This is a genomic window from Lacinutrix sp. WUR7, assembly GCF_016864015.1.
GTDB lineage: Bacteria > Bacteroidota > Bacteroidia > Flavobacteriales > Flavobacteriaceae > Oceanihabitans.
In genome coordinates this window covers 3,579,898-3,598,209 of sequence record NZ_CP045067.1, presented here as the reverse complement: position 1 = coordinate 3,598,209, position 18,312 = coordinate 3,579,898, and the positions used below count along the sequence as shown (strand labels likewise).

Here is an 18,312-nt window from a genome sequence, read left to right as displayed (position 1 = left end):
TTTCTCCATATTTTCCATTTGGTTAGTATCTATCGTAATTTCATATATCGTTTTAAAACGCCATTATGAATAATTACGCTTTAATAATTATTATTATCATCTATTTAGCAGTGTTATTTTACATTGCTTTTCTAGCTGAAAAAAAACGCCAAAGCAAATGGGTGAATAATCCATATGTATATACCTTGTCTTTAGCTGTGTATTGTTCTGCTTGGACTTATTACGGAAGCGTTGGAATTGCAGCAAATTCCGGAATCAATTTTTTACCTATTTATTTAGGTCCTGTTATTGCTGCTCCTTTGTGGATTGTGGTACTTCGAAAAATTATCCGAATTTCTAAACAGCATAAAATATCATCTATAGCCGATTTTATTTCCTTGCGTTACGGAAACAATAGGTTTCTTGGTGCGTTAGTGACTATTATATGTTTGTTCGGTACATTGCCATATATCTCACTACAGCTAAAAGCAGTCTCCGAAACTTTTGAGATCATGTCGGATGATACCAGTTATATTTCAACAGTAGTTATAGATGATTCTACATTTTATGTGGCTTTAATATTAGCCATTTTTGCAACCTTTTTTGGAACGCAAAATGCAGATGCTTCCGAAAAACACAAAGGTATTATTGCTACAGTGGCTTTCGAGTCGGTTTTAAAACTCGTATTCTTTTTAGCTATCGGAATATATGTTACCTATTATTTATTTGATGGTACTACAGATATTTATAATAAAATTTCAGTGACACCAAACTTTAAAGAGCTCACTACGCTTGGCGGAATAGAGGATGGTTTCAATTGGTTTTTCTTAATCGGTTTATCTTTTATGGCTATTTTTTTACTACCAAGACAGTTTCAAGTTTCGGTTTTAGAAAACAATAGAGAAAAACATTTAAAAAAAGCAATTTGGTTGTTTCCATTGTATTTATTGCTATTTAATCTCTTTGTTATATTTATTGCTTGGGCAGGAAAACTAACCTTCGGGTCTACGGAAAATGCGGAATATTATTCCTTGTTATTACCATTAGAAAACGGAAACTCCTTTTTTGCAACCCTTGTTTTTCTAGGAGGCTTTTCAGCAGTAATATCCATGGTTATTGTATCCACCTTGGCCTTATCTACTATGGTAAGTAATAATCTGATTATTCCGTATGGATTTCTAGATAAATTCATTAAAAACCAACCAGAACGAAATTCCAAATACATTAAAAATATTCGTCGTATTTCTATTTTTACCATTATAATTTCAGCGTATTTCTTTTATGTATTATTTTCAAAAGAACTCTCGTTATATTCTATTGGCTTAATTTCATTCGTTATTATATCGCAATTAGCACCTTCTTTTTTTATTGGTTTATTTTGGAATCGCGGTTCTTCAAAAGCAGCTATAATAGGTATTATTGTTGGGTTTTTTATCGCTGTTTATACTTTGGTATTACCATTTACCATTCGGGTGTATACAGGAACAGACGATTTTACACAATATGGTTTAATGGGTATTTCAGCTTTAAAGCCTTATGCTTTATTTGGTATCGATTTTTTAAGTCCGCCAGCTCATGCATTTTTCTGGAGTATGACTTTTAATATGATGTCTTATTTGGTGTTTTCTTTAATTTCTAAAGGAAATTATCGCGAACGTAATTATGCCGAAATGTTTGTAGATAGTAAAAACTTCTCCTCCCTTCAAGACAGTGCGTTGGTATGGAAAGGGGAAGCGTATGTATCGGATATTAAAAGTGTGCTTGTCCGTTTTTTAGGCGAAAAAAGAGCCACTCGTGCATTAACTATTTTCTTTACCAAATATAAATTACCACAAGACACGCAGTTAGCAGATGCACGATTAATTAATTTTTCTGAAAAACTGCTTACCGGAAGCATTGGTTCAGCTTCAGCTAAAATACTGATTGCGAGCGTGGTAAAAGAAGAGCAGATTAGTTTGGTGGAAGTATTGAAGATTTTAGAGGAATCTAAAGAAAATATTGTTAGTAATAAAGTACTGATAGAAAAATCAAACGAGCTGTCTCAACTGTCTTCAAAACTAAAAGATGCTAATGAAGAATTAATAAGCAAAGACAAACAGAAAGACGAATTCTTAGACACTGTTGCTCATGAACTAAAAACTCCAATCACTGGTATTCGTGCTGCTACCGAGTTGTTGATGGATGAAGAGGATGATATGCCTAAAGATATAAAGGCACAATTTTTAAAAAATATACTCCAAGATTCCGATCGTTTAGGACGATTAATTCACAATATACTGGATTTTGAAAAGTTAGAAACGGGACGATTAAATTTGGATATGCAATACCATGACATTCAAAAAACCATCACCAAAGCAATAAGTAGTATCTCTCAAATAGCCGCTAAAAAAGAAGTGCAAATTAAAAATAAAAATTCACATGCATTTAATACAAATTATGACGAGGATCGTATTTTACAAGTATTAACCAATTTACTCTCTAATGCAATTAAGTTTTGTAGTCCTAAAACAGGAATAATTGAAATAGATTTTAAACTTGGTAATGCTTTTGTGGAAATCTCTGTAACCGACAATGGTAAAGGTATTCCAGAAGAAGATCACGATTTTATTTTTGATAAATTTTATCAGTCTAAAGATCAAAATACACGTAAACCTCAAGGGAGTGGTTTAGGTTTGGCAATTACAAAACAAATAGTAGATAAACATCACGGAAAAATTTGGGCTAAAAAAGGCAAAAAAGATGGAGCAATACTTGTTTTTACGCTACCATTTAAGTAAATTGTTGTCTTAAAGTATGAAGAAGAAAATTTTAATTGTGGACGACGAACCAAATATTGTAATGTCGTTAGAATATACCTTCAAAAAACAAGATTTTGAAGTGTTTATTGCAAGAGATGGAAGTGAGGCTTTAGAGATATTAAAACATCATATTCCTAATGTAGTTTTGTTGGATATTATGATGCCAAATGTAGATGGTTATCAAACCTTAACACATATTAAAAATACAGACAGTTTAAAAGATACCAAAGTAGTATTTTTAACTGCAAAAAATAAAGCTTCAGATATTGAAAAGGGTTTGAGACTTGGAGCAGATAAGTATTTAACAAAACCTTTTTCAGTAAAAAAAATAGTTTCAGAAATTATGGAACTAGTAACTTAGAAATCGTTTTTTAAGTTTATTTAAAATTGGTTTTGTGTGCAAACAAACTAAGTTTAATTAAAGTTTAAAGACATGAAATTTCACATCAACCCATTAGCGTCAGATATTATAATTAGTATCTACATTATTACTACGCTTTTTTTAAGGTTTAAATTTGAAAATCAAACCGCTGTAAGTCCTATGCTATCTATAGTTATGGGGATTTGTTTTGTGGTAATAATTTGGGCCCTCATCAAACTAAAAGTGCTTAATCCTAACTGGTTTGGCTTATTTAATTCTAAAAAAGCGTAGCCATGTTCTATCAAGATTTTTACAAAAAAAGTATACAGCATCCAGAACAATTCTGGAAAGAGCAAGCGAATCAACTAGATTGGTTTAAACATCCAGAAATTATTTTGTCAAAGGATAAACACAACTATGATCAATGGTTTGAAGATGGACAACTTAACTTAAGTTATTTGTGCATAGACAAACATATTAAAGATGGTTTTGGAGAACAAAATGCAATTATTTATGATTCGCCAGTAACCAATACAAAGCAACATATAACTTTTAATCAATTACATCAGGAAGTATCTAAACTTGCTGGTGGATTGCAACGTTTAGGATTGCAAAAAGGAGATACATGTATTATTTATATGCCAATGATTCCGCAAGCTGCATTTGCTATGTTAGCATGTGCTAGAATAGGAGTCATACATTCGGTGGTATTTGGTGGATTTGCACCACATGAGTTGGCTATTCGAATAGACGACTGTAAACCAAAAGCTATTATTACAGCTTCTAACGGTATTGAAATTGAGAAAATTATTCCGTATAAACCCTTTGTGGATCAAGCCATCGCTAAAGCGGAAAACAAACCAGAACATGTGATTGTCTTTGATAGAGAATTAGGTGTAGAGATTCCGAAGAAAAACTATGATATCGATTATACAACTTTAGTGGAAGAATCTCCTTCTATCGAAGCCATTTCTATAGCATCTACACATCCTTCCTATATTTTATATACCTCAGGAACTACAGGAACACCAAAAGGAATTATTAGAGATACAGGCGGTTATGCAACTGCTTTAAAATTTTCTATGAAATACATTTATGGTGTGAATGAAGGGGATACCTTTTGGGCTGCAAGTGATGTGGGTTGGGTTGTTGGTCATAGTTATATTGTGTACGGACCATTATTAAACAGAAATACTACGATTCTATTTGAAGGAAAACCAATACGTACTCCAGATGCTTCTACGTTTTGGCGTGTCATAAGTGAACATAGCGTAAAAGTAATGTTTACTGCCCCAACAGCAATTAGAGCGATAAAAAAAGAAGACCCTAACGGAAACCTATTAAAACAATATGATTTATCTTGTTTGAAATATCAATTTTTAGCAGGAGAACGTTGTGATGTAGCTACTTTAACATGGACAGAAGAGCATTTAAAAGTTCCAGTAATTGATCATTGGTGGCAAACGGAAAGTGGATGGCCAATGATAGCAAATATGGTTGGTGTTAAATTGCAAGAGGTGAAACCAGGTTCTGCGAGTTTCCCTGTTTGTGGTTATGATATTCAGATTTTAAATGAAGAAGGCGAAGAAGTAGAATCATCTGTTGAAGGTTACGTCGCTGTGAAGTTACCATTACCACCAGGAACATTAAGTAACCTTTGGGGAAATCCTGAGCGTTTTAAATCTGGTTATTTAGACCGTTTCCCTGGTTATTATTTTTCAGGAGATGGTGGATATAAAGATGAAGATGGTTATGTATTTATAACCGGTCGAGTAGATGACATTATTAACGTTGCCGGACACCGATTATCTACTGCCGAAATGGAAGAAATTGTAGCTTCACACAAAGCAGTTGCAGAATGTGCTGTATTTGGTGTGCATTGTGAGATTAAAGGTCAAAAACCACTTGGTTTAGTGGTCTTGAAATCGGGAGAAAACTATGATGAAGAAACCATTAAAAAAGAAATCATACAAGATGTACGTCGCGAAATTGGAGCAGTTGCATCCTTTAGAGATGTATTAATTGTAGACCGATTACCAAAAACACGAAGTGGGAAAATTCTTCGTAAATTGTTGCGTAATATCGCAGACGAGCAACAGTATAATGTACCATCTACTATTGATGATGTTGCTATTATAATCGAAATCAAAACCGTCTATCAAACCCATAGTATTGGGATTCATAAATAATATTAAACAAACAAAATATGAGTAATTATCACATAAAACATTTAGAAGAATACTATCAAGTCTATAGGAAATCCGTCCGAAACCCTGAGAATTTTTGGGAAGAAATTGCAGAAGAACATTTTTTATGGCGAAAAAAATGGGATAAAGTTTTAGAATGGGATTTCAAAAAACCAGAGATAAAATGGTTTCAAGGCGCACAATTAAATATTACTGAAAATTGTATAGACAGGCATTTAGCAACTCGAGGAGATAAAACGGCTATTTTATTTGAGCCAAATGACCCAAAGGAAGGAGCAGAACATATTACATATAATCAATTATACCATCGTGTAAATCAGTTTGCAAATGTGTTAAAAGAGCAAGGTGTAAAAAAAGGAGATCGTGTTTGTATTTATGTACCAATGATTCCTGAATTAGCAATTTCTGTTTTGGCATGTGCCAGAATTGGAGCAATACATTCTGTTGTCTTTGCAGGATTTTCATCCACCGCCTTAGCAACTAGAATTAATGATAGTGATTGTAAAATCGTTATTACTGCAGATGGTTCGTATCGTGGATCCAAAACGATAGATTTAAAAGGCATTGTAGATGAAGCTTTAGAAAGTTGTCCAGGAGTAAATACGGTTTTAGTCGCAAAGCGAATTAACTCCGATATAACCATGAAAGAAGGCCGCGACAAATGGTTACAACCATTATTAGATGCTGCTTCAGATGAATGTAAAGCAGAAGTGATGCAAGCGGAAGATCCGTTATTCATTTTATATACCTCTGGATCTACAGGTAAGCCAAAAGGAATGGTACATACTACAGCTGGCTATATGGTATATACGGCATACACATTTAAAAATGCCTTCCAATATAGAGAAAATGATGTGTATTGGTGTACTGCAGATATTGGATGGATTACAGGACATAGTTATATTGTTTATGGACCTTTATGTAATGGAGCAACTACGGTACTATTTGAAGGCGTACCTAGTTATCCAGATTTTGGTCGTTTTTGGGATATTGTTGATAAGCATAAAGTAAATCAGTTTTATACAGCACCAACAGCAATTCGTGCCTTAGCAAAACAAGGTGTTGAATTGGTTGAAAAATACGATTTATCTTCGCTTAAAGTTTTAGGAAGTGTTGGAGAGCCAATAAACGAAGAAGCATGGCATTGGTATAATGATAATATAGGGAAAAAGAAAAGTCCAATTATAGATTCTTGGTGGCAAACTGAAACAGGGGGTATTATGATAACTCCAATTCCGTATGTAACACCAACAAAACCAACCTATGCCACTTTACCTTTTATAGGAATTCAACCAGCATTATTAGATGAAAACGGCGAAGAACTTAAAGGCAATCAAGTAGAAGGACGTTTATGTATAAAATACCCATGGCCGAGTATTGCACGAACCATTTGGGGAAATCACCAACGGTATAAAGATACTTATTTTTCAACCTTTGAAAACATGTATTTTACAGGAGATGGTGCATTACGAGACGAGGTAGGTTATTATAGAATTACAGGACGTGTAGATGATGTAATCATTGTATCCGGTCATAATTTAGGTACAGCACCAATTGAAGATGCTATTAATGAGCATCCAGCAGTTGCAGAAAGTGCTATTGTAGGTTTTCCTCATGATATTAAAGGAAGTGCGTTATATGGTTATATAACCTTAAAAGATGCAGGAGAAAGCAGAAATCATGATAATCTTGAAAAAGAAATTAATCAAATGATTGCAGACAGAATAGGACCAATTGCTAAACTAGATAAAATTCAATTTACAGAAGGATTACCAAAAACACGAAGTGGAAAAATTATGCGTCGTATTTTACGTAAAATAGCCGAGAAAGATACCGATAACCTTGGAGATATCAGTACGTTGTTAAATCCAGAATGTGTTAAGGATATTATGGATAATGCGTTGTAGTTGTAGCAATTCTTATTGTATTGACGTCTAACAAATAGATAATCAATATGAAACACTAAAAACAAACGCCATTATGAAAAAACTATTATTTGGATTTAGCCTTATTTTTATTGGGTTTTCAGTACAAGCACAAAATGCTCTAATTTCTACGGAAGTCAAAGACCATATTAAAGCAAGAGTTGATAACCATATTAATGTAGGAATCGTTGTTGGCGTTGTAGATGGTGATAAAGTTGAATATTTCAATTATGGAAAAACAGCTTTAGAAAACGGATCGGATGTAGATGAAAATTCCGTTTTTGAAATCGGTTCTATTTCTAAAACATTTACAACTATTATGGTTGCAGATGAAGTGCTAAAAGGAAATATGAAATTATCCGATCCTATTCAGAAATTTTTCCCTGAAGGAGTAACAGTACCAACACGAAACAATAGGGTAATTACAGTAAAAGATATCGCTACGCATTCTTCGGGATTACCAAGAATGCCAGATAATTTTAACCCAAGTAACCCAAATAATCCGTATGCAGATTATACGATTCCCATGGCTTATGAATTTATGTCTCATGTCGAATTAACTCGAGATATTGGTTCTCTATATGAGTATTCTAATTTTGGAATGGGAATGTTAGGCCATATTTTAGAATTAATAAATGATAAGAGTTTTGAAGATTTATTAGTCGAACGTATTGCAAATGAATATGACATGAAGGATACACGTGTGGTATTTACAGATAATATGAAAGCCCATTTAGCTAAAGGACATGCAAAAGGTGTGGAAGTGGAGAATTGGGATCTTCCTGCATTAGCAGGAGCAGGTGCCATTCGATCTACAGCGAGTGATATGGTTAAGTATTTAAAAGCCAATATGGGCATGACTCCTTCACCAATGTATGAAGCCATGAAAATGACGCATGAAGTTGCGTATAAAAATGAAGCGCAAGATTTCTCCATGGGAATGGCTTGGCATTACGGATTAGACGATACTGTAGTTTGGCACAATGGAGGTACTGGTGGTTATATTTCGTTTGCAGGATTTTTAAAAGGAACCAATAAAGGGGTGGTCGTATTAACAAATACGCAAGAAAACATAAATGCCATCGGATTTAAATTATTGGGTGATACTACAGTATTAGAAATGCCTAAAAAATCAATAGCTGTAAAGGTTGAAAATGAAATTGAAGCTAACGGTATTGAAAGCGGAATTGCTTTATATAGAAAGTCTAAAGCAGCAGCAGATGGTAATTTTAATTTTGCTGAAGGAGAGTTAAACAGTTTAGGGTATAGTTATCTTAATAAAGATAAAAATGATATCGCTTTAGCCATTTTTAAATTGAATGTAGAAATGTTTCCAAATGCTTCCAATCCTTATGATTCACTAGGTGAAGCGTACTTAAAAATGGGAGATTCTACTTTGGCTAAGAAGAACTATGGTAAGTCTGTAGAACTTAATCCTGCTAATGCTGTTGGAATGGAAGTATTAGAAAGCTTAGGTGTTACCGCTGCAGTAAAAAATGTAGATGTCGCTCCCGAGGTTTTAGATACCTATGTGGGTAAATACGAATTAGCGCCAAACTTTATAGTTACTATTTCAAGAAAGGAGAATGAGTTATTTGCGCAAGCAACTGGGCAACCACAGTTTCCAATTTTTGCTTCAGAAGTAAATAAATTTTATTTTAAAGTTGTAGAAGCTAGCGTTGTTTTTAATGCAGATGAAGCTGGTGAAATAACGAGTATGACTTTATACCAAGGCGGACAAGTAGTTCCTGGTAAAAAAATAGAATAGTAAAACTTGTACTATTATAATTTTAAAACGCAACCATATTGGTTGCGTTTTTTTTTAATTTATATTTAAGTTTATTTGCTATTTTCTGTATTCCTTAAAAGATTTTATGAGGTAATATAAAATCATTTATAATTTAAACTTTATTTTTCGTATTTTTATAAGGTCTTAATTTTAAGGCTTTTACAATCCCTATTTAATTAATAGCATTTTAATCTTATTGTCTATTCAGATCGTTATTTATCTGTGTAAAGACGATGCGTTTTTTAACCTTGTAAATTAAATAGAATGACAAAAAAAGCGAAATTATACGGAAACGAAATAAAATTAGACAATACAGATACCATCTTACCTGCATACCTGAATTCTAAATTTCAATTAAAAACCATCATTGAAGTTTCTTCTACAAGATCAGAGAATAAGGCAATAATCATAGATATTGAAGACGAAGATATACTGTCTATTCAGTTTTCTGATAATACCGAGTGGATTGGTTATGCAGAAGATATTCAAGAGATATATGATCCAGAAACATTAGAAAAAAGATCGGTTAATGATACCGATTATCTATTCGAAACACAAATTTCAAGTCAAGATCAATCTAGAGGGTTAATCAGTAGAGCCTTAGTAAAATTGTTCAGTGTTTTTAGTCCCAATAAAGATCTTGCTAAAGTATCTATGAGTGCATTGGCCAAGACCTATGATAAAAAAATACAACCATTTCCAGGATTGTATAATGTAGATAGTGCATTTAGGTTAACTCCATTAAAAGGTATGGCAGAAAGTAAATACTTGCTTTTAATACATGGTACGTTATCTACAACTATAGATGCTTTTAGTAGCATAAAAACTAGTGAATCTTGGCAAGAGATGCAAGATTATTATAACGATAACATCATTGCATTAGAACATTATACCTTATCTATTAGTCCGTTACAAAATGCATTAGATTTTCTGAATAATTGTCCAGACGAATGTAGTATCGATATTATTAGTCATTCTAGAGGTGGTTTGGTTGCAGATATACTTGCCAAATGCGATTATAGAAATTATACATCGCAAATAGGATTTAGTGAGAATGAGCTAAGTATCCTTAAAAAAGAAGATAAAGCATCTTATAATTTAATGTTGAAGATTAATGAAATAGCAACCTCTAAACGGCTTAAAATTGATAAGGTAATTAGAGTAGCTTCTCCCGCAAGTGGAACCACTATTTTATCCAGAAGAATTGATCACTTTTTTAATCTATTACTTAACGCGGTGTCTTTAGCATTTGGTGTTAGTAATCCGATGTATAATGTGGTGAAATCTTTTTTACTAGAATTAATCAGTCAGAAAGAAAATCCAGAAGTATTACCAGGATTAAACAGTATGATGCCAGAATCGTCCTTTCAAAAAATGATGAATGCTGCAGATACTTTTGTAATGAATGATTTATATGTTATTTCGGGAGATTCGGATGTCTCCGGAATTAATTTTGACTCGCTAAAAGTCATTCTTGCTAATTTATTTTATCAAGCGCCAAATGATTTGGTAGTCGATACCGAAAGAATGGTGCATGGTATAGTACGAAAAAATGGTGTTTTTGAATATATATCCAAAGGAGGAGATACGAATCATTTCAGGTATTTTTCAAATTTAAATTCACAAAGTGCCATTATGGAAGCCATAACATGTACAAGTGAAAACCCTGTAATTAACTATAAGAAAATTATTCAAACAGAAGGTAGTCGTGGTATTGTGTTGGATTTATTCTCTATGGAAGGATTTTCATTAAAGCCAAAATCCATCACTAGAGATGTCGTTATTATAGTTCCAGGAATAATGGGTTCTAGCCTAAGTAGTAATGACGAAGAGCAATGGGTGAATATGCGAAACCTTAATAAAGGAGCAATACCAAACGACTTAAATATAAACGCTACTAAAGTTGCTGCTTCAGGAGTTATTAAGAAGTTTTACTTAAAAATAGCGGAATATTTTTCTTCCGATTATGATGTTTTTACTTTAGAATTTGATTGGCGAAAATCGGTTGCTCCAGCAGCACAAGAATTAGCAGATATTATCAACGATTTGGTAGCCGAAAATGTAAATATAAGCATCGTTGCACATTCCATGGGAGGATTAGTAGTACGTCAATGTATGATCTCTCATCCAGACATTTGGAAAAAGTTTTCTAAAAATAAAAGTAATAAGTTTTTAATGTTGGGGACACCTTGGCTGGGTTCTTATCTTATTATGGAAGTGCTAACAGGGCATAGTAAACGTGTAAAACAATTGGCTGCCATTGATTTTAAAAATAACAGAAAGGATTTGTTGAAAGTATTCTGGAAATTCCCTGGTGTGTTTGAATTACTTCCGATAGAAAAACAAGGAAAAAGAGCGTTCTGGGAAACCGATTTTTGGGAAGCCTTAGACAAAGAAGCAAACTTAAAACATATTCCTTCGGTGAACACCAATAAGAAATCCTTAAATACTTTTCAGATATTTAGAGAGGAAATTATCACCTTTTTAGATGGTGTAGAGAGTGATAATCGATTTTTTGAAAATGTATATTATATCTGCGGAAAAGCGGATAAAACCGTATTTGATTATAAGTTTAAAGATAAACTTTTTTCAAAATTTGATCAGCTAGTATATAAAACAACTTCTAATGGAGACGGTAGTGTAACGTGGCAAACCGGAATTCCGAAACAATTAAAAGGATCTAAAAATCTATATTATTCGAATACGTCTCATGGCGATTTAGCAAATGAAACCTATATTTTTGAAGGTATTAAAGACATCATAGAAACAGGGAGTACCAATAGATTAAAAACACAAGAACCTATTTCTAGAAGTGGTGAAATTATTGGTGAATCGTACGAGTATGCAGAACCACTTTACAATGAAGATGATGTGGTAAACGCTGTTTTTGGATGTGAAACAGTATCCGAAATAGAAACCGAACGTATTAATGTTACTGTAGTTAATGGCGACTTAAAAGTGTCTTCTTATCCGGTAATGGTTGGTCACTTTTTCATGGATTTAATTTTAAGTGCAGAAAAAGCTTTAGATGGATATTTAAACAATCGTTTGTCACAGCGTATGGATATTGGTTATTATCCAGGAAGAATAGGAGAGAGCGAAGTATTCTTTAATTTAAAAACGCAGCCTAAAGGAGCGGTTGTTTGCGGACTAGGAGATAACAGTGAGTTAACTACTTTCTTGCTAGCAAAAACAGTAAAGTTAGCGGCTTTAAAATACGCCATGTTTATGCGGGATAATTATACATTACCTCAAGCAAAACGTTATGCTAACGGCATTTCGGTGATCCTAATCGGTATTGGTTATGGTAAACTACCTATCGAAGATTCTGTCAAGGGAATCTTATTAGGCCTTTCAGCAGCAAATACATACATTAATGAACGTGGCGAAGGCTTAAAACCGATTAAAAATTTAGAAATCGTAAACTACTATGAGTCCACAGCTAGTCAGGCGTATTTTAGTTTGAGTAGACTAAAGGATAAGGATAATGATAATAGAATTTCTTTTAATTTAACCAAAGGAATTATCTCTAGATCTGGTGCTAAGAAAAAACAAATGTTTACCGAAAACCAATACAATTGGTGGTACAATCTTCATATTAGTAGTGTTATTAAACCTATAAAAGATGCAAATAAAAAACAAGTTATAGACGGATTTAAATACTTTTCATCTAACGGATTGGCTCGAATTGAAAAAGAGATGATTGGCATTGGTATGAATAAAATTAAGTATTTATTAAAAGAGAATTCGTATCAATCTTTCTGGGATAAATCGTTGTCTAAGACACTCTTTGAAATGCTAATTCCTAATGACTTTAAAGATATCTTCAGAAATCAAACCAATATGATTATCAAATTGGATAAGGCTGCTGCCGAAATACCTTGGGAGCTATTACATGATTCGGAAACAGATGATACTCCAGCTTCTGTAACTTCTAGTTTTATTAGACAATTAGTTATTGATAATTCCGACGATTATGTAGAAGTAGCATTAAATAATAATAATGTCTTTGTTGTTGGTGATCCTAATTACCATAGCGATAGTCTGCCGCAATTATCCGCAGCTAAAGAAGAGGCAGAGTGGCTAAACAGTCAATTGATTCATAATGGGTTTAAAGCATATTCCTTTATAAATAGTAATGCAAAAACTATTATGATGGAAATGTTTAATAGAAAATATAAGATTCTTCATTTTTCTGGTCATGGTTTGTATGATGTAGAAAACGATAATATAGGTATTGCAATAGGAGATGGTATTACTATAGACCCAGCGATGATAAAACAAATAGGATACGTTCCAGATTTCGTTTTTATTAATTGTTGCTATTCTGGAGTGATAGATGTAGAGGACGAAAGATTTACAAAAAACAGATATTTATTGGCAGCCAATATTGGTACTCAATTAATAGAAATGGGAGTGAAGGCTATTGTTATTTCTGGTTGGGCTGTAGATGATGCTGCCGCAAGAACGTTTTCAGAAGTGTTTTATAAAAGAATGTTTGAAGGTTATGACTTTGGAACCTCTGTGCAGAAAGCAAGATTAGCTTGTTATCAAAATCACCAAAGATCTAGTACTTGGGGCGCTTATCAATGTTACGGAAATCAGTTTTACAGATTTAATAACAGAAAGAAATCCATGAAGGATGAACTAGAGTATATTATTCCTTCGCAAATTTATACCGATTTAGACAATTTACTAATTGCTATTCGAGATAGAAAATACAATACCAATAAGGCGCTTAAAAAATTAGAAGGATACTTACTAAAAGTAGAAGAAGCGAATCTGTTAGATGCAAAAGTGTTAGAAAAAGAAGCATTAGTTTATAATGAATTAGGAAAAAGTGAAATTGCACTTCAAAAATTTAAAGACTTGTTTTTGTACACAAGTGGTAATTTCTCTATTGAAGCTTTGGAGCAATATTGCATTATTAAAACAAATAATCTAACAGCAGAGAATATGCAGGAGGATTTAAACGAAATAGAATTCTTAATACTCGTTGGTAAAAATCCAACAAGACTAAATATTGTCGCGAATGCATATAAGTTAGCTTCCACTCATTTTAATAAGAAAACAGAGCAAGTTAACTATTTAGAAAAAGCATTTCATCTTTATGAACATTCCTATAAAGCAGCAGTTGATCGGTATCATGGTAGCTCGCTAGATGCCATGTCTAATTTGATTTTTATTGGTCATATTCTGGAGCAATTAGGACAAGAGAAACTATTAGATAGAATGAATAAGAGTAAGGCATTCGAAAACATTGTAGATGTAGAAAGCTATCTTCTAGATTTTTATAATGAATTAGAAGATTATGATAAAACAGATTTAGACATCTCTGTGCTTATTGGTATGGCGGAAGCTAGTTATGGTTTAATACTCCTAAAAAGTAATTTTAAGCCAGATATAGAACTTCAGGTAATAGATAGATTTAAACACGTATTCACATTGCTGTATAGTCCTAAATTTATTCATTATGAAATCATTCAAATAGATTTCTTACTAAGTCATATTAAAGATGCTGTAATAAGAGAGCAGTTAGAGCAAATTAAAACAGAAATAGGAAAGCTTGTTATTTAGTCTAATCCATTAAAAAAATGGTCGAAATAGTATCCGAAAACAATAAATATAGTGCGCTAGTGCAAGTGCTACTAGAAAAAGAATATAAACTGAGGTTACATTCTGGACTTGCTGCTGTGAAAAGGAAAAGTGAAAAACCGACTTTTACTTTAGTAGATGAACGGAAACATTTTTATATAGATATATATCCAGATATAATGGATTTGGATACGGAAGGAAATGAAATTTTAGAAAATGTAACAAGTAAAATTAATTTTCTATTCGATTATTATAAGGCTTTTGAAATACGGTATATTCTAGTTTTTAGAAATGAAATTACTCGGGAATTTAGAAGCCTATTTACATCCAAACTTGCCTTCGGAAGAATGGAGCGCCATGCTTTTGCAACCTTATTGGATAAGGTAGATATTCTTAATTTGGCAGCAAGTCATACCATTGATGCATCTGAATATGTAGCGTTTTCAGAGGAAGAATTACTTGGTGAAACAGAAAGTGCTTCCGAAAACATAAAACGCAAAGCAAAGCCTAGAGGAAAATTTGAAAGAAATACCAGTGATTTTGAAGCAGCTACCAAAAGAAGTTCTAGAGAACAAACTTCTTCATTTGCATCAGAATCTTCTGAGGCTTTTTCAGAAGAACCAGCAGAAGAAACACCAGAAGAAAAAGACACAACTGGTACCGATAAAATTCCTTTTCATTTAGATTTAGTCGATGATGTAGATCGATTAAACAGAGAGCCCATTGCAAAATCCTTAACTCGTCTTTTAAACAACCAAATCTTTAAAACAAAAATTAATAATGAGGGCGAAGAGAAATCCAATTTTGCCTTTATGGTACATTTGCAAGGCGCTTGGGGAGATGGGAAATCTACATTTTTAAATTTAATAGAAAAAAACTTAGATTCTAAGGAGAACAAATGGATAGTAATTCATTTTAATGCTTGGCAAAACCAACATATTACACCGCCCTGGTGGCCATTTCTAGATCAAATATACAGACAAGCTGCTAGAAAAATACCATGGTATAAAAAACCATATTTATGGATAAAAGAACGATTAAGAAGGCTCATTAAATATCGAGGGTTTTCTAGGTTTATTATCATTTTGTTGGTCATTATATTTTCGGTTTCTATCTTAATATTTCAAGAGCAAGTGTTTCATTTTTTAATGCAACTTGGACTATTCACAAATACAGAAAACGAAGCTAGTTTAAAAACCGTATTCGATACTATTGTAGCAATAAGTTCTGTAATAGGCCTTTTTTATACACTCGCTAGTTTTTTAAGCAAGCCCTTTTTTGTATCCTCTCCAGAAGCTGCAAAAACCTTTTTAGAAAAGGCGGCAGATCCCATGCAAAAAATAAAAAACCACTTTCAATCCTTGATTAAAGATATAGATGCCTGCGGATTCAAAACAGCAATTTTTATAGACGATTTAGATCGCTGTAATGATAAATTTACGGTAGAATTATTAGAGGGAATTCAAACCCTTTTTAGAGACAAGCAAGTTTTGTATGTGGTTGCTGGAGATAAACATTGGATTAGCACCTGCTTTGAAAATCATTACCAAAATTATAATGCAGTCGTAAAAGAGCCAACACAAAAACTAGGCTATTTATTTTTAGAAAAAGCGTTTCAGCTAACCTTAAGATTGCCTAATGTTTCGGGAGATATTAAAAAAGAATATTGGAAATATATTCTACAAATAAACGCGAATAACGAAAACAAAGTAGAAAGCATTAATCCAGAAAGAAAAGCTTCCATAATACAAGAAATTCAAAAAGAATATAAAACAGCAGATTATTCTTCGCCTTCCGTTGTAAAAGAGTTTAAAGAAAAATACGATCTAAACGAAGAAGATGCAACAGATATTACTCTAGAAATTTTAGACAAAGATAATCAAGATGTACATCATGTATTGCAAGAGCATTTCGATTTGTTAGATACCAATCCAAGAGGGATTAAACGTCTTGCTAATCAATATAATATTTATAGAAATATACTCATTGCCGAAGGAAAATCTTTTAATAGAGATAAACTATTTAGATGGATAATTCTTCAAAATAAATATCCCGTTTTTACCGATTGGATAGAGCATAATTTACATGTGATTTCTGGAGATATTATGGATGATGAAAAATGGAATGAAGGAATAACTAACGATTCTCTTTGGAAAAAATTGGTGCACGATCAAAATAATTCAAAAGGAGGAAAGCTTGTTGTTGATGATATAAAAGTGTTTTCTGGTTTACAAAACGGATAATTATAAACAATATTCAAGTTAGCAATCCCAAGTTAGCAAACGCAAGTAAGCCACCTCTTTCTTTTATTGAAAAAAAGCGCAAGAGTTTCTTACTCCTAGGTTTTCTTTTATATTTGTTAAGCAATCAAAACAGCATAATGAATATTCAACCACTTTTAAATTATATAAATAAAATAGTAACTTTAACAGACGAAGAAATAACTTTTTTAACCAGTCAGGTTGCGTCTAGAAAATATTTAAAAGGACAGTATATTTTACAACAAGGCGATATTAATAAATCGGTTTGTTTTGTGGTATCTGGTTGCACCAAAATGTTTTATGTAGATACCGATGGTCAAGAACATATTCTTATGTTTGCGGTTGAAGATTGGTGGTCTTCCGACCTTGGAAGTTTCATTTCTCAAACGCCTTCCGATTTTAATGTACAATGTATAGAAGATACCGAATGTATTGTGTTTTCTCATAATAACATGGAAGAAACGTACGCTAAGATTCCTAAGCTAGAACGTCTCTTTCGTAAAACAATAGAAAAAGCATTTGTTGCTTCCCAAAAAAGAATAGTCCGAAATTTTAGTATGTCTGCAAAAGAGCGATATCTCATTTTTAAAGATAGTTATCCAGAGATTGAACAACGTATTCCGCAATATATGGTCGCTTCCTATTTAGGGATTACCAAAGAATTTTTAAGTAAAATTAAAAGTCAAATCGCTTTCCAATAAAATGTTAATCTACATTAACATCATTTAATAAACTAGGTCAACTTTTCTTTCCTATTGTTGTTCGATCTTTGCTGTATTCATATAAAAACATAAAAAGATGAAAACAATTTTAACAGCAATTATAACATTTGCAACATTTTCAACCGCTATAATAGCGCAAAACAAAGAGATTAATACTGCAGATAGTAAAGTGGTTTGGAAAGGCTACAAAGTAACAGGTTCTCATGAAGGAACGATAAACTTACAATCTGGAACCTTAACTTTTAAAGACGAAGTATTAACAGGTGGATCTTTTGTTATAGACATGACAACCATTAGCAGTACCGATCTGGAAGGAGAATACAAAGAGAAATTAGACGGACATTTAAAATCGGATGACTTTTTTGGAGTAAGTAACTTTGCAACCGCAAATTTAGTATTTACCAAAGTAGCAGTAACAGGAAAGAACTCGTATGCCGTTACTGGAGATTTAACAATTAAAGGAAAAACAAATCCGGTAACTGTAAATGTATCTGTTTACGGAAGCAAAGCAACAGCAACATTAAAAGTAGATAGAACAAAATTTGATGTAAAATATGGTTCTGCTAGCTTTTTTGATGGTCTAAAAGACAAAGCAATTTATGATGAATTTGATCTTGTAGCAGATTTACAATTCTAAATCTAACTATTTTTCTTTAGCATTATAGTAAATGCGTT

At 32.7% G+C, this 18,312-nt stretch carries 9 protein-coding genes; all 9 read left to right on the top strand.

The window, feature by feature from the left end; translation table 11 throughout:
• Positions 1–65 precede the first annotated feature (65 nt).
• The 9 genes from FG167_RS15645 to FG167_RS15605 all read left to right on the top strand — a co-directional run bounded on the left by FG167_RS15645 (position 66) and on the right by FG167_RS15605 (position 18,274).
• Complete coding sequence (locus FG167_RS15645) at positions 66–2,756, top strand: sensor histidine kinase (protein ID WP_203459147.1); 2,691 nt, start codon at positions 66–68, stop codon at positions 2,754–2,756.
• A gap of 16 nt (positions 2,757–2,772) precedes the next feature.
• Positions 2,773–3,138, top strand: coding sequence for a response regulator transcription factor (locus FG167_RS15640; protein WP_055443251.1), 366 nt, complete (start codon positions 2,773–2,775; stop codon positions 3,136–3,138).
• A gap of 293 nt (positions 3,139–3,431) precedes the next feature.
• A complete protein-coding gene (locus FG167_RS15635; protein WP_203459146.1) occupies positions 3,432–5,327 on the top strand; it encodes an acetate--CoA ligase in 1,896 nt (631 codons plus the stop codon).
• Between the two features lie 17 nt (positions 5,328–5,344).
• A complete protein-coding gene (gene acs / locus FG167_RS15630) occupies positions 5,345–7,252 on the top strand; it encodes an acetate--CoA ligase (RefSeq protein ID WP_055443248.1) in 1,908 nt (635 codons plus the stop codon).
• Positions 7,253–7,325: 73 nt separating this feature from the next.
• Positions 7,326–9,038: a serine hydrolase gene (locus FG167_RS15625; protein ID WP_203459145.1), complete on the top strand. Its 1,713-nt coding sequence runs from the start codon at positions 7,326–7,328 to the stop codon at positions 9,036–9,038.
• A 285-nt stretch (positions 9,039–9,323) separates the two neighbouring features.
• Positions 9,324–14,636, top strand: a complete 5,313-nt coding sequence (locus FG167_RS15620) for a CHAT domain-containing protein (protein ID WP_203459144.1) — start codon at positions 9,324–9,326, stop codon at positions 14,634–14,636.
• A 17-nt stretch (positions 14,637–14,653) separates the two neighbouring features.
• Entirely contained in the window at positions 14,654–16,897 is a 2,244-nt protein-coding gene (locus FG167_RS15615) for a P-loop NTPase fold protein (protein ID WP_203459143.1), read from the top strand.
• A gap of 137 nt (positions 16,898–17,034) precedes the next feature.
• Positions 17,035–17,616, top strand: coding sequence for a Crp/Fnr family transcriptional regulator (locus tag FG167_RS15610; RefSeq protein ID WP_203459142.1), 582 nt, complete (start codon positions 17,035–17,037; stop codon positions 17,614–17,616).
• A gap of 97 nt (positions 17,617–17,713) precedes the next feature.
• Positions 17,714–18,274 carry a YceI family protein gene (locus FG167_RS15605; protein ID WP_203459141.1) on the top strand — a complete coding sequence of 187 codons (561 nt, stop codon included), beginning with the start codon at positions 17,714–17,716 and terminating at the stop codon, positions 18,272–18,274.
• Positions 18,275–18,312: the final 38 nt, after the last annotated feature.